Source organism: Streptomyces sp. P9-2 (assembly GCF_051903975.1).
GTDB classification, from domain to species: Bacteria; Actinomycetota; Actinomycetes; order Streptomycetales; family Streptomycetaceae; genus Streptomyces; species Streptomyces cellulosae.
Genome location: NZ_CP192633.1, coordinates 4,996,669 through 5,021,621, shown reverse-complemented (window position 1 = coordinate 5,021,621; position 24,953 = coordinate 4,996,669). Strand labels below are relative to the sequence as shown.

General features: G+C 72.0%; 14 protein-coding genes. 4 read left to right on the top strand and 10 right to left on the bottom strand.

Annotated elements, in window-relative coordinates; translation table 11 throughout:
• Nucleotide 1: 1 nt before the first annotated feature.
• From ACQY0Z_RS22985 to ACQY0Z_RS22975, 3 genes are all read left to right on the top strand, one after another.
• The gene (locus ACQY0Z_RS22985; protein WP_439812733.1) at nt 2-4,855 is read left to right on the top strand and encodes an ATP-dependent helicase; all 4,854 of its coding nucleotides are present in this window, start codon (nt 2-4) and stop codon (nt 4,853-4,855) included.
• 33 nt (nt 4,856-4,888) lie between these two features.
• The gene (locus tag ACQY0Z_RS22980; protein ID WP_439812732.1) at nt 4,889-5,722 is read left to right on the top strand and encodes an Fpg/Nei family DNA glycosylase; all 834 of its coding nucleotides are present in this window, start codon (nt 4,889-4,891) and stop codon (nt 5,720-5,722) included.
• A 108-nt stretch (nt 5,723-5,830) separates the two neighbouring features.
• On the top strand, nt 5,831-6,787 hold the full coding sequence (locus ACQY0Z_RS22975; protein WP_439812711.1) for an IS481 family transposase: 957 nt from the start codon (nt 5,831-5,833) through the stop codon (nt 6,785-6,787).
• Here the strand turns inward: ACQY0Z_RS22975 and ACQY0Z_RS22970 are convergent.
• The 10 genes from ACQY0Z_RS22970 to ACQY0Z_RS22925 all read right to left on the bottom strand — a co-directional run bounded on the left by ACQY0Z_RS22970 (nt 6,784) and on the right by ACQY0Z_RS22925 (nt 21,726).
• Nucleotides 6,784-7,041: a hypothetical protein gene (locus ACQY0Z_RS22970; protein ID WP_189903747.1), complete on the bottom strand. Its 258-nt coding sequence runs from the start codon at nt 7,039-7,041 to the stop codon at nt 6,784-6,786. The two genes, ACQY0Z_RS22975 and ACQY0Z_RS22970, sit on opposite strands and share 4 nt — an antisense overlap.
• Nucleotides 7,042-7,085: 44 nt before the next feature.
• Entirely contained in the window at nt 7,086-7,556 is a 471-nt protein-coding gene (locus ACQY0Z_RS22965) for a Dps family protein (RefSeq protein ID WP_381731294.1), read from the bottom strand.
• Between the two features lie 199 nt (nt 7,557-7,755).
• Nucleotides 7,756-8,136: a helix-turn-helix domain-containing protein gene (locus tag ACQY0Z_RS22960; RefSeq protein ID WP_003993396.1), complete on the bottom strand. Its 381-nt coding sequence runs from the start codon at nt 8,134-8,136 to the stop codon at nt 7,756-7,758.
• 109 nt (nt 8,137-8,245) lie between these two features.
• Nucleotides 8,246-8,791: a CinA family protein gene (locus ACQY0Z_RS22955; protein WP_254587085.1), complete on the bottom strand. Its 546-nt coding sequence runs from the start codon at nt 8,789-8,791 to the stop codon at nt 8,246-8,248.
• Nucleotides 8,788-9,654, bottom strand: a complete 867-nt coding sequence (gene pgsA, locus ACQY0Z_RS22950) for a CDP-diacylglycerol--glycerol-3-phosphate 3-phosphatidyltransferase (protein ID WP_189903741.1) — start codon at nt 9,652-9,654, stop codon at nt 8,788-8,790. The genes ACQY0Z_RS22955 and pgsA overlap by 4 nt, the downstream gene beginning before the upstream one ends.
• Nucleotides 9,651-11,126 carry a 30S ribosomal protein S12 methylthiotransferase RimO gene (gene rimO, locus ACQY0Z_RS22945; RefSeq protein ID WP_439812731.1) on the bottom strand — a complete coding sequence of 492 codons (1,476 nt, stop codon included), beginning with the start codon at nt 11,124-11,126 and terminating at the stop codon, nt 9,651-9,653. The genes pgsA and rimO overlap by 4 nt, the downstream gene beginning before the upstream one ends.
• A gap of 93 nt (nt 11,127-11,219) precedes the next feature.
• Nucleotides 11,220-12,062 (bottom strand): helix-turn-helix domain-containing protein, encoded by an 843-nt coding sequence (locus tag ACQY0Z_RS22940; RefSeq protein WP_254587084.1) that lies wholly within the window; start codon nt 12,060-12,062, stop codon nt 11,220-11,222.
• Between the two features lie 252 nt (nt 12,063-12,314).
• The gene (locus ACQY0Z_RS22935) at nt 12,315-15,086 is read right to left on the bottom strand and encodes a DNA translocase FtsK (RefSeq protein WP_189903735.1); all 2,772 of its coding nucleotides are present in this window, start codon (nt 15,084-15,086) and stop codon (nt 12,315-12,317) included.
• A 174-nt stretch (nt 15,087-15,260) separates the two neighbouring features.
• Entirely contained in the window at nt 15,261-15,938 is a 678-nt protein-coding gene (locus ACQY0Z_RS22930; protein ID WP_189903733.1) for a response regulator, read from the bottom strand.
• A 307-nt stretch (nt 15,939-16,245) separates the two neighbouring features.
• Nucleotides 16,246-21,726 (bottom strand): HAMP domain-containing protein, encoded by a 5,481-nt coding sequence (locus ACQY0Z_RS22925; RefSeq protein WP_254587082.1) that lies wholly within the window; start codon nt 21,724-21,726, stop codon nt 16,246-16,248.
• 417 nt (nt 21,727-22,143) lie between these two features.
• Here ACQY0Z_RS22925 and ACQY0Z_RS22920 point away from each other — a divergent pair, with 417 nt between their 5' ends.
• Nucleotides 22,144-24,900: a SpoIIE family protein phosphatase gene (locus tag ACQY0Z_RS22920; RefSeq protein WP_439812730.1), complete on the top strand. Its 2,757-nt coding sequence runs from the start codon at nt 22,144-22,146 to the stop codon at nt 24,898-24,900.
• The last annotated feature ends 53 nt before the right edge of the window (nt 24,901-24,953 follow it).

The window sequence follows — 24,953 nt, the reverse complement described above, 5'->3', positions numbered from 1 at the left end:
CATGGTCAGCGATCCGCGCCGCGCCCTGGACGGCTTCTCCCCCGCGACCCGTGGCTGGTTCACGGGGGCCTTCTCCGCGCCCACGGCCGCCCAGGCCGGGGCCTGGCAGGCCATCGGGGCGGGCTCGGACGTGCTGGTGGTGGCGCCGACCGGTTCCGGCAAGACGCTGGCCGCGTTCCTCGCCGCCCTGGACCAGCTGGCCTCGACGCCCCCGCCGGCCGACCCCAAGAAGCGCTGCCGTGTGCTGTACGTCTCACCGCTGAAGGCCCTCGCCGTCGACGTCGAGCGGAATCTGCGCAGCCCGCTGACCGGTATCCGGCAGGAGGCCGTGCGCCTGGGGATGCCCGAGCCGGAGGTGAAGGTCGGCATCCGCTCCGGCGACACCCCGTCGGCCGAGCGCCGCGCCCTGGCCACGCGTCCGCCGGACATCCTGATCACCACGCCCGAGTCGTTGTTCCTGATGCTGACGTCCGCCACGCGCGACGCGCTGGCGGGCGTGGAGACGGTGATCCTCGACGAGGTGCACGCGGTCGCGGGCACCAAGCGCGGCGCGCACCTGGCGCTGTCCCTGGAGCGGCTGGACGAGCTGCTGCCGAAGCCGGCCCGGCGCATCGGCCTGTCGGCGACGGTGCGCCCCGTGGACGAGGTGGCCCGCTTCCTGTCCCCGCAGCGCAAGACGGAGATCGTGCAGCCGGAGTCGGGCAAGGAGTTCGACCTCTCCGTGGTGGTGCCGGTCGAGGACCTCGGCGAACTGGGCGGCTCGCCCGTCTCCGAGAGCTCGGAGGGCGCGGAGAAGCCCTCCATCTGGCCGCACGTCGAGGAGCGGATCGCCGACCTGGTGCAGAGCCACCGCTCGACCATCGTGTTCGCCAACTCCCGCCGCCTCGCCGAGCGGCTGTGCAACCGGCTCAACGAGATCGCCTACGAGCGCGCCACCGGCGAGTCGCTGGACGAGCACCACTCCCCCGCCGAGCTGATGGGCAGCTCCGGGGCCGCCCATGGCGCGCCGGCGGTCATCGCGCGGGCGCACCACGGCTCGGTGTCCAAGGAGCAGCGCGCCCAGGTGGAGGAGGACCTGAAGGCGGGCCGGCTGCCCGCGGTGGTCGCCACGTCCAGCCTGGAGCTGGGCATCGACATGGGCGCCGTCGACCTGGTGGTGCAGGTCGAGTCGCCGCCGTCGGTGGCCTCCGGCCTCCAGCGCGTGGGCCGCGCGGGCCACCAGGTGGGCGCGGTGTCCACGGGCGTGGTCTTCCCGAAGTACCGGGGCGACCTGGTGCAGGCCGCCGTCGTCACGGAGCGGATGCGCACGGGCGAGATCGAGGCCCTGCGCGTCCCGTCGAACCCGCTGGATGTCCTCGCGCAGCAGATCGTGGCGATGACGGCGATGGACACCTGGCAGTTCGACGACCTGCTGGCGGTGGTGCGCCGGGCGGCCCCCTTCGCCTCGCTGCCCGAGTCCGCGTTCACGTCGGTGCTGGACATGCTCGCCGGGCGTTATCCGTCGGACGCCTTCGCGGAGCTGCGCCCCCGCGTGGTGTGGGACCGGGTCACGGGCGAGATCACCGGCCGCCCGGGAGCCCAGCGCCTGGCCGTCACCTCGGGCGGCACGATTCCGGACCGCGGTCTGTTCGGCGTGTTCCTGGCGGGCGCCGACCCCAAGAAGGGCGGGGGCCGGGTCGGCGAGCTGGACGAGGAGATGGTCTACGAGTCGCGCGTGGGCGACGTCTTCACGCTCGGCACCAGCTCCTGGCGTATCGAGGACATCACGCGCGACCGGGTCCTGGTCTCCCCCGCGCCGGGCGTGCCGGGCCGGCTGCCGTTCTGGAAGGGCGACCAGCTGGGCCGCCCCCTGGAGCTGGGCCGCGCGCTGGGCGCGTTCCTGCGCGAGGTGGGCTCGCTGCCCGACGAGGACGCCCGGCTGCGGATGCTGGCCGCGGGCCTGGACGCCTGGGCCGCGGACAACGTGCTGTCGTACCTGAGGGAGCAGCGCGAGGCGTGCGGGCACGTCCCGGACGACCGCACGATCGTGGTGGAGCGGTTCCGCGACGAGCTGGGCGACTGGCGGGTGGTCGTGCACTCCCCGTTCGGCGCCCAGGTGCACGCCCCCTGGGCGCTCGCGCTCGGCGCCCGCCTGTCCGAGCGGTACGGCATGGACGCCCAGGTGATGCACGCCGACGACGGCATCGTGCTGCGCCTGCCGGACGCCGATCTGATGGGCCTGGACCTGCTCGACCAGGAGCCGTCGAAGGCCGGCGCCGAGTACGACGCGGACCGAGCCCCCGTGGGCGCCGCCGACGTCGTCTTCGACAAGGGCGAGGTCGACCAGGTCGTCACCGACCAGGTCGGCGGCTCGGCGCTGTTCGCCTCCCGGTTCCGTGAGTGCGCCGCCCGCGCGCTGCTGCTGCCGCGCCGCAACCCCGGTCGGCGCACGCCGCTGTGGCAGCAGCGTCAGCGCGCCTCCCAGCTGCTCCAGGTGGCCGGCGAGTTCGGGTCGTTCCCGATCGTCCTCGAGGCGGTCCGCGAGTGCCTGCAGGACGTGTTCGACGTCCCCGGCCTGGTCGAGCTGATGGGCGACCTGGAGTCCCGGAAGGTGCGACTGGTCGAGGTCACCACCCCGGAACCGTCCCCGTTCGCCCGCTCCCTGCTCTTCGGGTACGTCGCCCAGTTCCTGTACGAGGGCGACTCCCCGCTCGCCGAGCGCCGTGCGGCCGCCCTGTCGCTGGACTCGCGGCTGCTCGCGGAGCTGCTCGGCCAGGCGGAGCTGCGCGAACTGCTGGACGCCGAGGTGCTCACGGAGCTGGAGCGCGAGCTGCAGTGGCTCACCGAGGACCGACGCGCGAAGGACGCGGAGAGCGTCGCCGACCTGCTGCGGATGCTCGGTCCGCTCACCGATGCCGAGCTGGCCGAGCGGGGCGCCGAACCGCAGTGGGTGCAGGAGCTGGCCTCCGCGCGGCGCGCCATCCGGGTGCGTATCGCGGGCAAGGACCACTGGGCTGCCGTCGAGGACGCGGGCCGGCTGCGGGACGCGCTGGGCACGGCGTTGCCGGTCGGCGTGCCCGAGGCGTTCACGGAGCCCGTGAAGGACCCCCTGGGCGACCTCCTCGCGCGGTACGCGCGCACGCACGGCCCGTTCACGTCGGCGACGGCGGCCGCCCGCTTCGGGCTGGGCGTGGCCGTCACCGAGGGCGCCCTGCAGCGCCTCGCGGCGGCAGGCAGGGTCGTGCAGGGCGAGTTCCACCCGGCCGGGATCGGCCAGGAGTGGTGCGACGCGGCGGTGCTGCGCCGGCTGCGCCGCCGTTCCCTGGCGGCGCTGCGGCACGAGCTGGAGCCGGTGCCGCCCGCCGCGCTGGCCCAGTTCCTCCCCCAGTGGCAGCACATGGGCAGGGGCCACTCCCTGCGCGGCATCGACGGACTGCTGCGGGCCGTCGAGCAGCTCCAGGGCGCGTCCGTGCCCGCCTCCGCCCTGGAGAAGCTGGTGCTGCCGTCCCGGGTGGCGAACTACGCCCCGGCCATGCTCGACGAGCTGACCGCGTCCGGCGAGGTGATCTGGGCGGGCGCGGGTTCCCTGCCGGGGAAGGACGGCTGGGTGTCGCTGTACCTGGCGGACGCGGCCCCCCTGCTGCTGCCTCCCCCGCATCCGCTGGAGACGACCGCGCTGCACGAGTCGGTGCTGGCCGCCCTGTCCGGCGGCTACGGCCTGTTCTTCCGTCAGATCGCCGACCAGGTGCGCGCCACCACGCACCCCGAGGCGAGCGACGTGCAACTGGCCGACGCCCTGTGGGACCTCGCCTGGTCCGGGCGTCTCACCAACGACACGCTCAATCCCCTGCGCGCCCTGCTCGGCTCCGGCCGCACCGCCGGGTCCACGGCCCACCGCGCCAAGCGCGCGGTGCCGCGCGGACGCTACGGCTCCCTCACGGCGGCGGCCCGCAGCGCCTCGCGCACGGGGCCGCCGACCGTCGCCGGCCGCTGGTCGCTGCTGCCGGACCGGGAGGGCGACACCACGGTCCGCGCCCACGCCCTGGCCCGCACCCTGCTGGACCGGCACGGCGTGGTGACCCGGGGCGCCGTCGCGGCGGAGGGCGTCGAGGGCGGCTTCTCGGCCGTGTACCGGGTGCTGTCCGCCTTCGAGGAGACCGGTCAGGCCCGTCGCGGCTACGTGGTGGAGGGCCTCGGCGCCGCCCAGTTCGCGATGGACGGCGCCGTGGACCGCCTGCGCGCGGTGGCCAACGCCCGGGAGCGCGGGGAGGGGCACACGGCCCCGGACGTGCCCGCTCCGTCCGGCGGGCAGTCGGACCCGTACGGGCTCGGGCAGGGCCGGGACGACACGTCGTACCTGCCCTCGAAGCCCGGTGAGTACGTGTCTCCGCGGGACCTCGCCGCCCAGGGCTCGCAGCCCTGGCAGAACGGCGGAGGCCCGTCGTACGACCCGTTCGCCGGACGCCGTACGGGGCCGGACCGCGGCTCGCGGGCCGTCGTGCTGGCCGCCGCCGACCCGGCCAACGCCTACGGGGCGGCCCTGGGCTGGCCGGAGCCGCCGGAGGGCGCGAGCCACAAGCCGGGCCGCAAGGCCGGCTCCCTGGTGGTGCTGGTGGACGGCGAGCTGACGCTCTACATGGAGCGCGGCGGCAAGACCGTGCTCGCCTGGCCCGCCGACCCCGGCGCCGACCCGGCCGACGACCCGAGGCTGCCGGCGGCCGCCGAGGCGCTCGCGAACGCGGCCCGCGCGGGCTCCCTCGGCACGGTCACCGTGGAGCGCGTCAACGGCACCCCGGCGCTGACGTCCCCGCTGGGCGCCCTTCTGGAGGCCGCGGGCTTCGTCGCCACGCCGCGGGGGCTGCGGCTGCGCGCCTGACCGGGTACGGCCCGGCCGTGTCACCCTTGACGCATGCCCGAAGGAGACACGGTCTGGCAGGCCGCGCGACGACTGCACGACGCCCTCGCGGGCAGAGTCCTGGTCCGCAGCGATCTGCGCGTGCCCCGCTTCGCCACGTCCGACCTCACCGGACGCTCGGTGCTGGACGTCACCGCGCGCGGCAAGCACCTGCTGACCCGGATCGAGGGCGGGCTGACCCTGCATTCGCATCTGCGGATGGACGGCTCCTGGCGTATCTTCGGGCCCGGGCAGCGCTGGAACGGCGGCCCGGCGCACCAGATCCGCGCCGTCCTCGCCAACGCCGAACGCACGGCCGTCGGCTACCGGCTCCCCGTGCTGGAGCTGATCCGCACCGAGGACGAGGAGGACCGCGCGGTCGGCCACCTCGGCCCCGACCTGCTGGGCCCCGACTGGGACGCCGACGTCGCGCTCGCCAACCTGGGCAAGGACCCCGACCGCGAACTCGGCGAGGCCCTGCTCGACCAGCGGAACCTCGCGGGCATCGGCAACGTGTTCAAGAGCGAGCTGTGCTTCCTGCTCAACGTCACGCCCTGGCTCCCCGTCGGCGAACTCCCCGCCGACCGCATGGCGAGCCTCCCCGAGCTGGCCAGGAAGCTCCTGGAGTTCAACCGCGACCGCCCCGTCCGCAACACCACGGGCCGCCGCGGCCAGGACCTCTACGTGTACGGCCGCGCCCGCCGCCCCTGTCTGCGCTGCGGCACGCCGGTCCGGGTGGCCGAGCAGGGCGACGGCTCACGCGAACGCCCGACCTACTGGTGCCCCGTCTGCCAGCCGGGACCGGCCCCCGGCCCCGCACCGCGAAACCGCCGGGGCCCCGCCCTCTAGCTGTGTTGTCCGGGGACGTTGGTGACACGCGTGCTGGGTTCTTGAACGGGTGAGGGCCTCCGGGTTCGGTGTGGATTGCGACATCTGCACCGATCCGAGGAGGCCCTCGTGCCCCACCGTAATGCCCCGCTGACCGAGACCGGGCGTCTTCGCCTGGCCCGCTGTGTCGTCGACGACGGCTGGCCGCTGCGCCGGGCTGCCGAGCGTTTCCAGGTCAGCCACACCACCGCCGCCCGCTGGGCCACCCGCTACCGGCAGCTCGGCGTCGCCGGAATGAACGACCGCTCCAGCCGGCCCCACCACCAGCCCCGCAGGACGCCGGCCGAGATCGAGATGGAAGTCCTCCGGCTCCGGCGCGAACACCGCATCGGCCCGCTGCGGCTGGCCGTCCGGTGCCACATCGCGGCCTCCACCGCCCACCGCATCCTCCAGCGGCACGGCCAGCCGCCTCTGAGGGCCCTGGACCGGGCCACCGGCGAACCCGTCCGCCGCTACGAACGCGCCCGACCCGGCGAACTGGTCCACATCGACGTCAAGAAGCTCGGCAGGATCCCCGACGGCGGCGGCCACAAGACCCTCGGCCGGGCCGACGGCCACCGCAGCCGGACCAACGGCGCCGGCTGGGCCTACCTGCATACCGCCCTCGACGACCACAGCCGGATCGCCTACACCGAGGACCTGCCCGACGAGACCGCCCCGACCTGCGCAGCTTTCCTCGTCCGGGCCACGGCCTACTTCGCATCGCTGGGCATCCGCATCGAGCGGGTCCTGACCGACAACGCCTGGGCCTACAGCAAGAACACCTGGCGTGACACCTGCCGCGACCTGGGCATCAGCCCCCGCTGGACCAGGCCTTGGCGGCCCCAGACCAACGGCAAGGTCGAACGCTTCCACCGCACCCTGCTCGACGAATGGGCCTACCAGCGGCCCTACACCTCAGACCACGAGCGCAGGGAAGCGTTCACCGACTGGCTGCACTGGTACAACTACCACCGCCCCCACACCGGCATCGGCGGCCACCCACCAGCCAGCCGCGTCACCAACCTGCCCGGTCAGCACATCTAGCGGGCGCCTCCACCCCGAGGGCGTCGCTCCGCCCCGCGCGAGCGCCCCGCGCTCCAGGCCCGCCGCCACCGCCCGGCGGCGAGCGCCCCGTCCGCCCGCGCCTTGGGCAGACAGTGCACCGGAAGCACGCTCAGTCCCCATCCGCCGGCCGCGACCGCGCCCTCCAGGGCGCCGGCGTCGGGCGCGAGCAGCAGCCGCGCCGCCGCCCACCACCACAGGGCCGTGAACGCCACGGCGGCGGCCCACCGGCCCACCCCGGGCCGGGTCCTGCGCGCGGGGGCCGCGCCCCGCGGCCGGGTCACCCGTTCGCGGCCTGGAACATCCAGTGATGCTTCTCCAGGTCGGCGGTGATGGTGATGATGATGTCCTGGGTCACCGGGTCGGGTTCCTCGGTCGCCGCGATCCGCTCACGCATACGCGTGATGACCGCGCCCAGCGCGTCCACCAGCGCGCTCACCGCCGTCGCGTCGTCCACCCAGCCCTCGGGCGTGACACCGATGCCGCTGCCGACGGCCACGGTCGCGGCCCGCCCGTCGGGCGGGACGCCCAGCGCCGCGGCGCGCTCGGCCACGGTGTCGGAGTGGGTGCGCGCGGTGGACACGACCTCGTCGAGCTGGAGATGGACGGAGCGGAAGCGCGGTCCGACCACGTTCCAGTGGATCTGCTTGGCCACCAGGGAAAGGTCGATCAGATCGACCAGGGCGCCCTGCAGCGCCTCAGAAACGGTCTTCAGGTTCTCGTCGGACAACGGGCTCTTCACGACGTACATCCGCACCTCCGTGGCTGTTCCCCCGCCTCCGCTTCCACGATGACGGCCCGTCGCCGCACCGGCAAACGCAGCCACGCCCCGCTCCCCACGCCTGTCCGGGCATGCGAAAACCCCGGCGCCACCCCTCCGGGATCTTCCGGAGGAGCCCTCACCGGGGCATCTCACACCTTCAACACCGCGCGGGCGCCGGACACCGGGCTCAGGCGGCGACGACGTCCACCGCCTCGGCGGGCGCCTTGATGGTCACCCGTTCCGGTGGCACACCGGTCACCGACACGGAACCCAGCATCGGTCGAACCGGCGTGGGTACGGGCTCGCTGGGGGTCGCTGCAGCAGACTGGGCCAGCTCGGCGAGAGCGAGTTCGTCGCTCACCTCGCGCATGAGCTCGGACATCCGTACGTCCAGCGCGTCGCAGATCGCGGAGAGCAGCTCGGAGGAAGCCTCCTTCTGCCCCCGCTCCACCTCGGAGAGATAGCCGAGCGAAACTCGGGCGGACGAGGAGACTTCGCGCAGAGTACGGCCCTGGCGCTGGCGCTGCCGACGCAGCACGTCACCCAGCAGGCGACGGAGCAGAATCATCGGTGGCTCCCTCCTCGGACCGCGTAGCCGCATCCTTCTCGCCCCACCGTACCGCCTCGCGCCGCGGCCGTGCGGGGAGCGATGTCGTGTTCACTCTGGGCTGCAAACATCAAAACCCCCCGTTCCGTTCCGTATCCTGTGCCCGCTCATTCCCGGTCTGTTCGCCCGCAAGCTCCGCGAGGAGCAGTGCGAGTACGCTCCGTACACTCTCCATACGAATTTCCGCGCGGTCGCCGTTCAACCGCAGATGGCGCACTTTTCCGCCAGAGGCGGAACCGTCGCCGTCCGCGGAAGGGCCGTCCACGGCCACGTACACCGTGCCGACGGCCTGCCCGTCCTGGGCGTCGGGGCCGGCCACCCCGGTGGTGGCGATGCCCCAGTCGGCGCCGAGCGCCTTGCGCACCCCGGCCGCCATCTGGGCCGCCACCTGCGGATCCACCGCTCCACGCTGGGCCAGCAGAGTGGCGTCCACGCCCAGCAGCCGGTGCTTGAGCTCGGTGGCGTAGGCCGTCACCGAGCCTCTGAAGACCTTGGACGCCCCGGGGACGGAGGTGATCTCCGCCGCCACCAGGCCACCGGTCAGCGACTCGGCGACCGCGAGCGTCCCGCCGTTCACGGTGAGTAGTCGCACCACCTCGGTGGCCGTTGAACTCACTCTTCCGTCTCCTCCAACGCCGCCTTGCGCTCGGCGATTCCCTGCCTGCGGAGCACAATGGCCTGTTTCACATAGTCGAGTCCGGTCGCCACGGTCAGCACCACCGCCGCGGCCATCACCCACCAGCGCAGCGTCGCCAGCCACCCGGTCAGCGCCAGCACGTACATGCCGACGGCCACGCCCTGGGTGAGGGTCTTGAGCTTGCCACCCCGGCTGGCCGGGATCACCCCGTACCGGATGACGAGGAAACGCAGCAGGGTGATCCCCAGTTCCCGGCCGAGGATGACGCCGGTGACCCACCACGGCAGGTCGCCCAGCGCGGACAGACAGATCAGCGCCGCGCCCATGATGGCCTTGTCGGCGATGGGGTCGGCGATCTTCCCGAAGTCGGTGACCAGGTTGTAGGTGCGCGCCAGATGACCGTCGAACAGGTCGGTGATCATGGCGATGGCGAAGGCCGCCCAGGCGAGCGAGCGCCAGGCCGGGTCGTAGCCGCCGTCGGCCAGCATCAGCATGACGAACGCCGGCACGAGCAGCAGCCGGAGCATGGTCAGCAGGTTGGCGATGTTCCAGACGCTGGCCTGGTCGACGGCGGCCGCCGCGATCTTGCCGCCGCGCGGGGCCCGCGTGGAGCCCTGCGCCTCCGCCGCGTCGGCGCTTCCCTGAGAGTGCTGCGGGCGGACCTCCTCGGGGCTCGGCGCCTCACGCCGTGCCCGCCCGTCCCCGGAGCCGCCCGGAGCCGTGTCCCTGGCCTCCCGCGCGAGCGCGCGGCCGGACGCCGGTGTCAGGCTCCCGGACGCGGGGCCTTTCGCCCTCCTCGCGCCGGAGGGGCCACCTGCCGCCGATGCCGGGACACCCGTCATCTGCCCGCCTCCTCGATGCGCGCGGGCGAGCCCTCGAAGAGCGGCTCGGCCACCAGGTCGACACCTTCCGTGCCGACCACCTTCGCCTCGACCATACGGCCGACACTCAGTCCCTCGCCGCTCGTGAGCAGCACCTGGCCGTCCGTCTCGGGAGCCTGGTGCGCGGCACGGCCGTACACACCCTCCTCCTCGTCGACGGACTCCACCAGGACGTGCACGGTCTCGCCGACGCGTTCCTCGGCGCGCTGCGAGACGAGTTCCTCGGCCAGCCGGGAGACGCGGGCCAGCCGCTCGGCGACCACGTCCTCCTCCAGCTTCCCGTCGTAGCCGGCGGCCTCGGTGCCCTCCTCGTCGGAGTAGCCGAACACGCCGATGGCGTCGAGCCGGGCGTGGTTCAGGAACCGCTCCAGCTCGGCGAGGTCGGCCGCGGTCTCGCCGGGGAAGCCGACGATGAAGTTGGAGCGCACGCCGGCCTGGGGCGCCTTGCTCCGGATGGTGTCGAGCAGCTCCAGGAAGCGGTCGGTGTCGCCGAAGCGGCGCATGGCGCGCAGCACGTCGGGCGCGGAGTGCTGGAAGGAGAGGTCGAAGTAGGGGGCGACCTTGGGGGTGGAGGTCAGCACGTCGATCAGGCCGGGGCGCATCTCGGCCGGCTGGAGGTAGCTGACGCGCACCCGCTCCAGGCCGTCGACCTCGGCGAGTTCGGGCAGCAGGGACTCCAGCAGACGGATGTCGCCGAGGTCCTTGCCGTAGGAGGTGTTGTTCTCGGAGACCAGCATGATCTCCTTGACGCCCTGCTCGGCCAGCCACCGCGTCTCGTTGAGGACGTCGCTGGGGCGGCGGGAGATGAAGGAGCCGCGGAAGGAGGGGATGGCGCAGAAGGAGCAGCGCCGGTCGCAGCCGGAGGCCAGCTTCACCGAGGCGACCGGGGAGCCGTCCAGGCGGCGGCGCAGGGGCGCGCGGGGGCCCGAGGCGGGGGCGAGGCCGTCGGGCAGGTCGACCGGGCCGTGCCCGGGCAGCGCGACGGCGGCGGCGGACTCCTGCCGCTCGGCCGGGCTGATGGGCAGCAGCTTGCGCCGGTCGCGCGGGGTGTGTGCGGCGTGGATGCCGCCGTCCAGGATGGTCTGCAGACGGTCGGAGATGTCCGCGTAGTCGTCGAAGCCGAGCACGCCGTCGGCCTCGGGAAGGGCTTCGGCGAGCTCCTTGCCGTACCGCTCGGCCATGCAGCCCACGGCCACGACGGCCTGGGTTCTCCCGTGTCCCTTGAGGTCGTTGGCCTCCAGGAGGGCGTCGACGGAGTCCTTCTTGGCAGCCTCGACGAAGCCACAGGTGTTGACGACGGCGACGTCCGCGTCCTCGGCGTCCTCGACGAGCTGCCAGCCGTCCGCCTCCAAACGGCCTGCGAGCTCCTCCGAGTCCACCTCGTTACGGGCGCAGCCAAGGGTGACCAGTGCGACGGTACGGCGTTCAGGCATGGGCTCAAGACTACTTCGTCCCGGCGACGCCCCACGTCGACGGGGTTGGCCGGACCCGGCCAACCCCGTGGTGATCGCGTGCGGAGGAGCCGGTCACCCGGCCTGGGGGTCGCCCTTGGTGTAGGTGAGGCGCTCCACGGTGCCCGGCCCCCACTCCTCCTCGATCTGCTTGCCGTTCACGAACAGATCGAGGGCTCCGGCGTCGCCGAGGACCAGGTCGATCTTGGAGTTGTCCTGGAAGGTCTTGTCCTCGCCCTTCTTGAGCAGCTCGGCGAAGAGCGTCTTGCCGTTGTGGTCCTTGGCGGAGATCCAGCTGGGTCCGTCGGCGGCGACGACCTTGACGGTCACCTTGTCCTGCGGGGCCGCGGCGATGGCGCTGTCCGACGGATCCGGCGCGGGGACGACGGGCTTGGCGGTCTTGGTGTTGGGGCTGGGCGTGGGCGACGCGGTCGGCTCGGTGTCGCCGGCGACGTTCGCCTCGCCGTCGTCACCGCCGTTGACCATGGTGAAGCCGACGAAGCCGATCACGACCACGATCGCGGCGACCATGGCGGCGGTCCAGTTCGGTCCGCGCCGCTCGGGGCGGATCCGCTCCGCCTCGAAGAGGGGCGCGGCCGGGGTGGGCGCCGGGCGTCCGCCGCCGTTCTGGGCCTCGTACTGGGCGAGCAGCGGGGCCGGGTCGAGCTTCACGTGCTTGGCCAGCGTACGGATGTGCCCGCGCGCGTACACGTCGCCGCCGCAGGGCGCGAAGTCGTCGCGCTCGATGGCGTGGACGATGCCGATACGGACGCGGGTGGCGCTACTGACGTCGTCGACGGTGAGCCCGGCGGCGATGCGCGCCTGCTGCAGCGCACGGCCGACCGAGACGGAAGGGCGGTCTTCCTCGGAAACGTCTTCGAACGGACGCTCGTCTTCAGGGGAGTTGCCGATGGACACGGGGGCGCCTTTCGAGCGTGTAGCCGCCTGTGCTGGAGGTTCAGTCTAGGTGGGGTACGAAGGGGTGGGGCAACCGGGCGTTCGTACTTTGTACGCCATCGGAATGGCCCGACATTCCGATGGTCGTCCTGCTGTCCGACACTTCGTTCAACTTGACGTATGCCGACGGGAAACGGTTGCTCGTTGATCGCTTACGGAAGGGTCACGATCACCCGGCCGGACGTCCCGGCGCGACGACCGTGTCCCCGCCGTCTACCCTTCAGACTCCCCGCGGATCAGCGCGAGCACGCCGTCCAGCTCATCAGGCTTCACAAGAACGTCACGAGCCTTCGAACCTTCACTCGGTCCGACGATGTTACGGGACTCCATGAGGTCCATCAGCCGGCCCGCCTTGGCGAAGCCGACGCGCAGCTTGCGCTGGAGCATCGACGTGGACCCGAACTGGGTGGAGACGACCAGTTCGGCCGCCTGGCACAGCAGGTCGAGGTCGTCGCCGATGTCCTCGTCGATCTCCTTCTTCTGCTTGGTGCCGACGACGACGTCGTCCCGGAAGACGGGCGCCATCTGGTCCTTGCAGTGCTGGACGACCGCCGCGACCTCCTCCTCGGTCACGAACGCGCCCTGCATACGCGTGGGTTTGTTCGCGCCCATCGGCAGGAACAGCCCGTCGCCCTTGCCGATCAGCTTCTCGGCGCCGGGCTGGTCGAGGATGACCCGCGAGTCGGCGAGCGAGGACGTGGCGAACGCCAGCCGGGACGGCACGTTCGCCTTGATCAGACCGGTGACGACGTCGACCGAGGGCCGCTGGGTGGCCAGCACCAGGTGGATGCCGGCCGCGCGGGCGAGCTGCGTGATGCGCACGATGGCGTCCTCGACGTCCCGCGGGGCGACCATCATCAGGTCGGCCAGCTCGTCCACGATCACCAGCAGGTACGGGTACGGCTGGAGCTCGCGCTCGCTGCCCTCGGGCGGCTTGACCTTGCCCTCGCGCACCGCGCGGTTGAAGTCGTCGATGTGCCGGTAGCCGTAGGCGGCCAGGTCGTCGTAGCGCAGGTCCATCTCGCGCACGACCCACTGGAGCGCCTCGGCGGCCCGCTTGGGGTTGGTGATGATCGGCGTGATCAGGTGCGGGATGCCCTCGTACGCGGTCAGTTCGACGCGCTTGGGGTCGACCAGGATCATCCGGACGTCCTCCGGGGTCGCCCGCATCATGATCGACGTGATCAGGCAGTTGATGCACGACGACTTGCCGGAGCCGGTGGCGCCGGCGACCAGCATGTGCGGCATCTTCGCCAGCGAGCTCATGACGTAGCCGCCCTCGACGTCCTTGCCGAAGGCGACCAGCATCGGGTCGTCGTCCTCGGCGGACTCCGCGAGCCGCAGCACGTCGCCGAGGTTCACCATCTCCCGGTCGGTGTTGGGGATCTCGATGCCGACCGCGGACTTGCCGGGGATCGGGCTGATGATCCGCACGTCCGGGCTGGCGACGGCGTACGCGATGTTCTTGGTGAGCGCGGTGACCCGCTCGACCTTCACGGCCGGGCCGAGTTCGACGACGTACCGGGTGACCGTCGGGCCGCGGGTGAAGCCCGTGACGTCGGCGTCCACCTTGAACTCGGTGAAGACCTTCCGCAGCGCCTCCACTATGGCGTCGTTGGCGGCGCTGCGCGCCTTGCCCGGACCGCCGCGGTGCAGCAGCTCGAGCGAGGGCAGGGAGTACGTGATGTCGCCGGAGAGCTGCAACTGCTCGGCGCGCGGCGGCAGGTCGCGGGGTTCGCGCGGCGGCGCCTTGGTCATGTCGAGCACGCCCGCGGGCGGCCGCTCCCGCTGCTCGGTCCCCTCCTCCGGCGCGGACGCGTCCCGCTTGGACCTGCCCTTCTTCGACGACGCGTCCTGCTGCGGGCGGGCGGACGGGACGGGCGTCGGGGTGGTCGGCTCGTAGTCTCCCGTGCTGACGCCCTGGGTGAGGTCGGCGACGACCGGGGAGGGCGGCATGCCGTGCAGCACGGCACCGTCGAGCGCGGCGGCCGCGGCGGCGGCCACGTCCACGGCGTCCATCGGCCGGTTGGCGTCGGGCTGCGGCACGGCGGACCGGCGCGGGCGGCGCTGCCGCCGGGACAGCGCCTCCTCCTCCGCGGCTGCCGGGTCGTACTCCTGGGGCGCGGGGCGGCGCCTGCGGCGGCTCTGGGGCAGCGCCTCGCGCCACTGCTCCTCGTAGCGCTCGTCGTCCTCGCCGAACTCCGCCGGCTCCGGTTCGTGCACCAGCCCGAGGCGCCGGCCGAGATGGCGCAGCCGCTGCGGGACGGCGTTCACCGGGGTGGCCGTGACGACCAGCAGGCCGAAGACCGTGAGCAGCACCAGCAGGGGCACGGCCAGGACGTCGGTCATGGTGGATGACAGCGGGGCGGCCGCGCCCCAGCCGATGAGGCCGCCGGCGTCCCTTATGGCCTGCATGCCGTCGGCGCGGGCGGGCGAGCCGCACGCGATGTGGATCTGGCCCAGGACGCCGATGACCAGCGCGGACAGGCCGATCACGATGCGCCCGTTGGCCTCGGGCTTCTCCGGGTGCCGGATGAACCGTACGGCGACGACGGCGACGAGGACCGGCACCAGCAGGTCGAGCCGGCCGAACGCGCCGGTGACCAGGATCTCCACCAGGTCGCCGACGGGCCCCTCGAGGTCGGCCCAGGTGCCGGCGGCGACGATCAGCGCGATGCCGAGCAGCAGCAGCGCGAGACCGTCCTTGCGGTGGGCCGGGTCGAGGTTCTTGGCGCCCTGCCCTATGCCGCGGAACACCGCGCCGACGGCGTGCGCCAGCCCCAGCCACAGGGCGCGGACGAGCCGGTAGACGGCGCCGGTCGGGTTCGGGGCCGGTGCGGGGGCGGGCTTCTTCGCCGGAGCCTTCCGGGCGGGTGCCTTCTTCGCCGGGGCTTTCTTGGCGGCGGCCTTCTTCGCCGGAGCCTTCGCGGAAGCGGCCGCCTTCTTCGCGGGCGGCTTCTTGGCTGCGGAGGGACGTGAGGCCATGCTGTGAGGTTACCGGGGGAGACGGCGAGTGACACGCGTGGCGGATGCTTCACCCGTTCGTGTCGCCCACTTCGCAGCGCGAAACTGACGCGTGGTGCCCTTGGAGGCACGGAGTTGACGGCCCCTCAAGGTGAGGGCCGCCTCCGGACGCGGACAAGGCCCGCGCGTGCGGGGTCAGTTCTGCGAGGACACCGACGGAGCGCTTCCCGTCCCGGGGTCCAGGGCGTCCAGCGCTCGGCGCAATCCCGTGAGCTTGCGCTCCAGATGGGCCGCCGTGGCGACCGCGGCCGCGTCCGTCGACTCGTCGTTCAGCTGCTTGGTGAGCGCCTCGGCCTGCTCCTCGACGGCGGCGAGCCGCGCCGACAGCTCGGCGAGCAGCCCCGCGGACTCCTTGGACTCCCCCGAGTCCTTCTCGCTGCCCTCGAGCTGGAGCCGCAGCAGCGACGCCTGCTCCCGCAGCTGGCAGTTCTTCATGTACAGCTCGACGAAGACCGAGACCTTCGCGCGCAGCACCCACGGGTCGAACGGCTTGGAGATGTAGTCCACCGCGCCCGCCGCGTACCCCCGGAAGGTGTGGTGCGGGCCGTGGTTGATCGCGGTGAGGAAGATGATCGGGATGTCCCGGGTCCGCTCCCGCCGCTTGATGTGGGCGGCGGTCTCGAAACCGTCCATGCCCGGCATCTGGACGTCCAGCAGAATGACCGCGAAATCGTCCGTGAGCAGTGCTTTGAGCGCTTCCTCCCCGGACGATGCCCGCACCAGCGTCTGATCGAGCGCCGAGAGGATCGCCTCGAGCGCCAGCAGATTCTCCGGCCGGTCATCGACCAGGAGGATCTTGGCCTTCTGCACCATGGCCCGCCCTCCTCGCCCCGGCTTGGGGCCCTCCCTGTCCGCAGGACCTGGCGCAGCACCCGCGGGTACCGCCCCAGGGGACGACTCCCTTGCGCCGCCCGTCCTTGTGCCGGTCATCGTAGCCGCACCCCGCTCGTCGCCACACCCTGTCACCGCGATGTCACTGTGTACGTAGCGGAAACGCAGCGGGAGACCAGAAGGTTCCCCGTCCACCGCACTTCTACACGACTTCGCGCGCGACGCGTGGACAACTCCTCGAGTCCGCCGAAGCTTCCCGTCACCTTCGCATGCTCTGCCTCCGCCGGTCTCACTCCCCCCTCATCCACTGCTCCATCACCGTCAGCAGGTGATCGGGGTCGACCGGCTTCGTGACGTAGTCCGAGGCACCCGACTCGATCGCCTTCTCCCGGTCGCCCTTCATCGCCTTCGCGGTGAGCGCGATGATCGGGAGCCCGGCGAACTGCGGCATCCGCCGGATCGCCGTGGTCGTCGCGTACCCGTCCATCTCGGGCATCATGATGTCCATCAGCACGACCGCCACGTCGTCGTGCTGCTCCAGGACCTCGATGCCCTCGCGGCCGTTCTCCGCGTACAGCACGGACAGGCCGTGCTGCTCGAGCACGCTGGTCAGCGCGAAGACATTGCGGATGTCGTCGTCGACGATCAGCACCTTCTGCCCGCCGAAGCGGATGCCCTTGCGGGGCGTGCGCGCCGTCTGCGGCTCCTGCTCCACGGCCGGCCACTCCTCCAGCTCCGCGGAGGGCCGCTGGTCCTGCTGGAGCGAGACCCGGCGCCGGCGCCGGAACAGCGCCGCCGGACCGTTCCGCGCCTCCCGGTACGAGGTCACCTCCGCCGGGGTCTCGGCCTCCGGGGCGGGGGGCAGCTCGGCCGACGCCACCAGGTCCCCGGCCTCCAGCGCCGGCATGGGCGGCTGCTGGTAGCCGTTGGGCGGCAGCTCGCTCGGGTGCAGCGGCAGGTACAGCGTGAACGTCGAGCCGCGGCCCGGCTCGCTCTGCGCGTGGATCTCACCGCCGAGCAGCTGCGCGATCTCCCGCGAGATGGACAGCCCCAGGCCCGTGCCGCCGTACTTGCGGCTGGTGGTGCCGTCGGCCTGCTTGAACGCCTCGAAGATCACCCGCATCTTGCTGGCGGCGATGCCGATGCCCGTGTCGCTCACCGAGAACGCGATCAGGTCCGCGTCCGGGTCGGTTAGCGAACCGGCCTCCAGCAGCTGCTCCCGGATGGCCTGCGGGACATCGTCCCGGGCGGGCCGGATCACCAGCTCGACCGATCCGGAGTCGGTGAACTTCACCGCGTTGGACAGCAGGTTCCGCAGCACCTGGAGCAGCCGCTGCTCGTCGGTGTGCAGGGTGGCCGGCAGCTCCGGCGAGATCCGCACCGACAGGTCCAGGCCCTTCTCCGCCGTCAGCGGCCGGAACGTGGCCTCCACGTAGTCCACGAGCTGCACCAGCGCGATGCGCGTCGGGGAGACGTCCATCTTGCCCGCCTCGACCTTCGACAGGTCGAGGATGTCGTTGATGAGCTGCAGCAGGTCCGACCCGGCGCCGTGGATCGTCTCGGCGAACTCCACCTGCTTCGGGGAGAGGTTCCCCTCCGCGTTGTCCGCGAGCAACTTGGCCAGAATCAGCAGCGAGTTGAGCGGCGTGCGCAGCTCGTGCGACATGTTCGCCAGGAACTCGCTCTTGTAGCGCATCGACACCGCGAGCTGCTCGGCGCGCTCCTCCAGGACCTGCCGCGCCTCCTCGATCTCGGTGTTCTTCACCTCGATGTCGCGGTTCTGACGGGCCAGCAGCTCGGCCTTCTCCTCCAGCTCGGCGTTCGACGCCTGAAGGGCCTTCTGCCGCTGCTCCAACTCCGCCGAACGCTCTCGGAGTTGCTCGGTCAGCTCCTGCGACTGCGCCAGCAGCCGCTCGGTCTTGGTGTTGACCGAGATGGTGTTGACGCTGGTCGCGATCATCTCCGCGATCTGGTTGAGGAAGTCCTTCTGGATCGCCGTGAACGGCGTGAACGACGCCAGCTCGATGACGCCGAGCACCTTCCCCTCGAACACCACCGGCAGCACGATCACCTGTGCCGGCGGCGCCTCCCCGAGTCCCGAGGAGATCTTCAGGTAGCCGCTGGGCGCCTGGTCCACCAGGATCGTGCGCTTCTCCATCGCGGCCGTCCCGATCAGCCCCTCACCGGGCTGGAACGACGTCGGCATCGACCCCATCGAGTAGCCGTACGAGCCGAGCATCCGCAGCTCGAACTGCTCCTCGTCGGCCGCGTTCAGGTCTTCGCCGTCCACCAGCGGCATCGCGAGGAAGAACGCGCCGTGCTGCGCGGACACCACCGGCGTCAGCTCGCTCATGATCAGTGAGGCGACGTCCTCCAGGTCCCGGCGGCCCTGCATCAGCGCGGAGATGCGGGCCAGGTTGCCCTTCAGCCAGTCCTGCTCCTTGTTGGCGATCGTGGTGTCGCGCAGGTTGGCGATCATCTTGTTGATGTAGTCCTGCAGCTCCTGGATCTCCCCGGACGCGTCCACGTCGATCTTCAGGTTCAGGTCGCCGCGGGTCACCGCGGTCGCCACGCGCGCGATGGCGCGCACCTGCCGGGTCAGGTTCCCGGCCATCTCGTTCACCGACTCGGTCAGGTCCCGCCAGGTGCCGTCCACGTCCCGTACCCGCGCCTGACCGCCCAGCTGGCCCTCGGTGCCCACCTCGCGGGCCACGCGCGTGACCTCCTCGGCGAACGACGACAGCTGGTCGACCATCGTGTTGATGGTCGTCTTCAGCTCGAGGATCTCCCCGCGCGCGTCGATGTCGATCTTCTTCGTCAGGTCACCCTTGGCGATGGCCGTGGTGACCATGGCGATGTTCCGCACCTGACCGGTCAGGTTGGACGCCATCTGGTTCACCGACTCGGTGAGGTCCTTCCACGTGCCCGCCACACCCGGCACGTGCGCCTGACCGCCCAGGATGCCGTCCGTGCCCACCTCACGGGCCACCTTGGTGACCTGTTCGGCGAACGCGCTCAGCGTCTTCACCATCGTGTTGATGGTGTCCGCGAGCTGCGCCACCTCGCCGCGCGCCTCGATGCTGACCTGCCGCGTCAGGTCGCCGTTGGCCACCGCGGCGGACACCTGGGAGATGTTCCGCACCTGGGTGGTGAGGTTCTTCGCCATCAGGTTGACGTTGTCGCTCAGGTCCTTCCAGATGCCCGTGACACCCGGCACGTGCGCCTGGCCGCCCAGGATGCCCTCGGTGCCCACCTCACGGGCCACCCGGGTCACCTGCTCCGCGAACGACGACAGCTGGTCCACCATCGTGTTGACGGTGGTCACCAGCTCCAGGATCTCGCCCTTGGCGTCGACGGTGATCTTCTTCGACAGGTCGCCCTTGGCGACCGCCGTGGTGACCTCGGCGATGTTGCGCACCTGGAGGGTCAGGTTGTTCGCCATGCCGTTCACGGACTGTGTGAGGTCCTTCCAGGTACCGGAGACGCCCTGCACCTCCGCCTGGCCGCCCAGGATGCCCTCGGTGCCCACCTCACGGGCGACCCGGGTGACCTCCTCCGCGAACGACGACAGCTGGTCCACCATCGTGTTCAGCGTGTTCTTCAGCTCGAGGATCTCCCCGCGCGCGTCCACGGTGATCTTCTGCGACAGGTCACCGCGCGCCACCGCCGTCGCCACCTGCGCGATGTTGCGCACCTGGCCGGTCAGGTTGGACGCCATGCCGTTCACGGAGTCCGTCAGGTCCCGCCACACGCCGGCCACACCGGGCACCTGCGCCTGACCGCCGAGGCGGCCCTCCGTGCCCACCTCACGGGCCACCCGGGTCACCTGGTCGGCGAACGACGACAGCTGGTCCACCATCGTGTTGATGGTGTTCTTCAGCTCGAGGATCTCTCCGCGCGCGTCCACGTCGATCTTCTGCGACAGGTCGCCGCGCGCCACGGCCGTGGTCACCTGGGCGATGTTCCGCACCTGGGAGGTCAGGTTGCCGGCCATCGAGTTCACGGAGTCCGTGAGCTCCTTCCAGGTCCCGGACACCCCGGGCACCTGCGCCTGACCGCCGAGGCGGCCCTCCGTGCCCACGTCCCGGGCCATCCGCGTGACCTGGTCGGCGAAGCTCGACAGCTGGTCCACCATCGTGTTCACGGTGTTCTTCAGCTGGAGCATCTCGCCGGAGACGTCCACGGTGACCTTCTGCGACAGGTCGCCGTTGGCCACCGCCGTCGTCACCTGGGCGATGTTGCGCACCTGACCGGTGAGGTTGCGGAACGCGGTGTTGACGGAGTCCGTCAGGTCCTTCCACGTGCCGGCCGCGCCCGGCACCTGCGCCTGGCCGCCCAGCTCGCCCTCGACGCCGATCTCCCGCGCCACCCGCGTCACCTCGGCGCCGAACGCGGACAGCTGGTCGACCATCGTGTTGACGGTGTTCTTCAGCTCCAGCATCTCGCCGGCCACGTCCACGGTGACCTTCTGCGACAGGTCACCGTTGGCCACCGCCGTGGTGACCGCCGCGATGTCCCTCACCTGGGTGGTGAGGTTCCGGAACACCGTGTTGACGGAGTCCGTCAGGTCCTTCCACGTGCCCGCGGCACCCGGCACGTTCGCCTGGCCGCCCAGACGCCCCTCGGCGCCGACCTCGTTCGCCACCCGTGTGACCTCGTCCGCGAAGATCCGCAGCGTCTCGGTCATCTGGTTGATCGTCTCGGCCAGCTGCGCCACCTCGCCGCGCGCCGGCACCGTCACCTTCCGCGACAGGTCACCGTTGGCGACCGCCGTCGTCACCTCGGCGATCCCGCGCACCTGCGCGGTGAGGTTCCCGGCCATGGTGTTGACGGAATCGGTGAGTTCCTTCCACACACCGTCCACACCCGGCACCTGCGCCTGACCGCCCAGGGCGCCCTCGGTGCCGACCTCGCGCGCGACACGGGTCACCTCGGAGGAGAAAGCGGAGAGCTGGTCCACCATCGTGTTGACGGTGTTCTTCAGCTCCAGCATCTCCCCCTCGACGTGCACCGTGACCTTGCGGGACAGGTCACCGCGCGCCACGGCCGTCGTCACCAGCGCGATGTCGCGCACCTGCGCCGTCAGCCGCTCCGCCATCGTGTTCACGGAGTCCGTCAGGTCCTTCCAGGACCCGGACATGCCCCGCACCTGCGCCTGACCGCCCAGCTTGCCCTCGGTGCCCACCTCGCTGGCCACGCGCGTGACCTCGTCGGTGAACGTCGACAGCTGGTCGACCAGGTTGTTCACGGTCCGCGCGACCTTAAGGAACTCGCCCCGCAGCGGATGCCCGGTCCCGTCCGGCGCCTGCGTCCGCAGCTCCATCCGCGGCGACAGATCACCCTCCGCCACCGCCGACAGCACCCGGCTCACCTCGGAGACCGGCCGTACGAGGTCGTCCACCAGGGCGTTGGAATGGTCGATCGCGGCCGCCCAGGAGCCCTCCGAGGGACCCGTCTCCAGCCGTTCCGTGAGCTTTCCCTCACGTCCCACCATGCGGCGCACGCGCGCCAGCTCGCCCGTGAGGTGCAGGTTCCGGTCGGCGACCTCGTTGAAGACGGCGGCGATCTCCGCCATCACACCGTCGCCGGTCACCGTGAGGCGTTTGCGGAAGTTTCCGTCCCGCATCGCCACCAGGGCGCCCAGCAGGCGGTTCAACGACGCCGCCTCCACCGTCACGGTGCCGCCCCGGGCCTTCCCCGCCTTGCTCAGGGACTGTCCGCCTTTCGCGCGCGTCGTCTTCGTGCTCCGCGTCGCTGCGCCAGACTCCACTGTGTCCCTCCCGCAGGGGTCGACCGTTACCGCTGTGCCCGGTCACACCGTCCAGGGTGCTCCCGTTGCTCCTGACTGCTTTTCCTGTTGGACCGAGACGCCCTGCCCGACGTTCCGAGGCGCCGCCAGGGGGCTGCTGCCCACCCGGCCCCGGCGCCACACTGCCTGCCCGGACCTTCCCTACAAGCCTGCCCAGTGTTTCACCCCCGCGGAACCAGGCCATAACAGTTCGGCAGCTTCGCACATCGTCCGCACACCCGCCGGACGGCGAACACCTCGGACGGAAACACTGCAGACCGGCATCCGCTCGGACCGCGAAGGTAAGTAACCTTGCATGCGGCTGTCCAGCCACGCCGGCGCGTCCGGCCTGGGCGGTGGCACGAGAACGAGCGGGCATCGGAGGGGCGGCCGCACAACATGACCACCGGACTGATCCCGGGGGAACAGCCCCCGGACGACCCACGGCCGACGGACGGCCTGCCGCACCAGCGGCACGAGCCGGCCGGCCAGGGAGCCATGCCCGTCGAGAACCGGTCGAGGAGTTCTGTGATCACCGCGCGCGCGGCCGCCAGCTTCGAGCCCGTCGGACGATCCGTCGCGAGCGCCCGTTCCTTCGTCCGTGACACCCTCCAGGGCTGGGGCTTCGGCGACATCGTCGACGACGCCGTGGTGCTGACCAGCGAGCTGGTGACGAACGCCGTCGTGCACGCGGGCACCTCCGCCGACCTGCTCTGTCTGCGCAGCGAGGACGGCGTCCGCATCGAGGTGGCCGACCGGTATCCCGAGCGTGAAATCCCCCTCCAGGGCTCCCCCGTCGACATGGGCAGCCCCGACCGCGAGGGCGGACGCGGCCTCCAGCTCTGCGCCGCCCTGGCCGGCCACTGGGGCGTCGACTACACGCCCACCCACAAGACCGTCTGGTTCCAGCTCGACCTCCCCGAGCGCCCCGTCGGCACCCGCACCGCGGGCCCCGCCCTCCCCGCCCACCTGCTGCCGCTCGCCGACACCCGGGTCCGTGTCGCCGTCGTACAGATCGACCGCTCCGGCTCCATCACCGCCTGGAACGAGGACGCGGAGGAGCTGTTCGGCTACAGCGCGGAGCAGGTCACCGGCAAGCCCCTCACCGACCTCGCCGCCTGGCCGCACACCCCCGGCACCGGCACCGGCATCGCCGACGCCCTCCAGCTCTCCCGCTGGGAGGGCTCCTACGGCATCCGCGGCGCCCACGGCCGCGTCATCCCGGTGTACGCCTCCCATCTGCGCGTCCGCGACACCGACGGCGAGCCGTCAACCGTGTGTCTCCTGGTACGCGACCACGAACGGGCGGTTCTGCAGACCCCGCTCCGGGCCCCCGCCACCGACGCCCCGGGCGGCTCCGAGGGCCCGAGCGCCGACCCGTTCGAGGTCTTCATCGGCTCCCCCGCCCCCGACGACCTCGACGGCCTGCTGCAGCGCACCGTGGAGCGCGCCCGCGACATGCTCGACGGCGACTCCGCCTTCCTGCTGCTCGCCACCGACGACGAGACGGAGCTGGAGGTCCGCGCCTCCACCGGCCTGCCCTCGGCCCGCCAGCGCTTCGCACGCGTCCCCGTGGAGGGCGGCCCCGGCCGCTACGGCTCCGCCCGCATGCCGGCCGTCCACGAGGATCTCACGGCCGTCCCCGGCGCCGTCCCGCTCCTCAACGGCACCGGGATGCGCTCGGTCGTCACCGTGCCCCTCAAGGTCGAGGGCCGCCTCACCGGCTCCCTCGGCGTCGCCGCGGAGGCGCCCGGCCGCTACTCCAACGAGGAGGCGCTGCGCCTCCAGTTCGCCGCTGACCGCATCGCCCTGGCCGTCGAGTCCGCCCGCCTGGGCGAGCTTGAGCGGCTGCGCCGCGGCTCCCTCAGCTTCCTCGTCGAGGCGTCCGACCTGCTCGCGGGCACCCTCGACCGGGACCAGACGCTGGCGCTGATGGCGCAGATGACGGTCCCGACGCTCGCCACCTGGTGCGCGGTCTACACGATCGCCGACCAGTCCTCCGAGCCGGACCTGTCCTACGTGCTGCACGAGGACGAGGAGCTCATCGACGGCATCAAGTCCCTGCTGTCCAAGATCCCCCCGCCGGACCCGGTACCCACCCCTGGGGCCCGCGTCTGGTCGGCGCCCGCGGAGGTCGCCCACCAGGCCGCCCTGCGCACGTCCATGCGCAGCCTCGGCCTGAGCGGCGGCCCCACCCGGCACGTCACCACCGGCATCGGCCCGACCCTCGCCACGGCCTCCGCGGTCGGCGGGGAAACGGTCGTCCTGCCCCTGGTGGCCCGCAACCGCGTCATCGGCATGCTGACGCTCGGCAAGCCCACCGACGAGCACTTCCGCCAGGAGATCCTGGAGCTGGCCGAGGACCTGTCCCGCCGGGCCGCCCTGGCCCTGGACAACGCCCGCCTGTACTCGGAGCGCACGGCCATCAGCCAGTCCCTCCAGCGCAGCCTGCTGCCGCCGGAGCTGCCGCAGATCGACGGGGTCGAGGTCGAGGTCATCTACCGCGCGGCCGGCGAGGGCAACGAGGTCGGCGGCGACTTCTACGACCTCTTCCCGATCAGCGACGGCGCCTACGGCTTCGCCATCGGCGACGTCTGCGGCACGGGCCCGAACGCGGCGGCCGTCACCGGCCTCGCCCGGCACGCGCTGCGTCTGCTCGCCAGGGAGGGCCTGAGCGGCCCGTCCGTCCTGGAACGCCTCAACTCCGCGATCCTCGACGAGGGTGAGCGCAGCCGCTTCCTCACGCTCCTGTACGGCGAGATGCGCCCGCAGGAGGACGGCAGCGCGGAACTGAAGGTGGTCTGCGCGGGTCACCCGCTGCCGCTGCGCCTGCGCCAGGACGGCACGGTCGAACCGGCCGCCGAACCGCAGCCGCTGCTCGGCGTCCTGGAGGATCTGGAGCTCTACGAGCAGACGGTGACCCTCGACCCGGGCGACGTCCTGCTGTGCGTCACGGACGGCGTCACGGAGCGCCGTGAGGGCTCCAGGATGCTGGGCGACGACGGTCTCGCCGAGGTCCTGACGACGTGCACGGGGCTGACGGCCGGCGCGGTCGCGGCCCGCATCATGCGCGCGGTGGAACGCTTCGCCTCGGACGCTCCGTCGGACGACATGGCGATTCTCGCGATGCGCGTGCCGGGCCTCCAGCAGGACTGACGCCCGGCCCGCGCCCGGGCATGCGAAAGGCCCCGCCCGAATGGGCGGGGCCT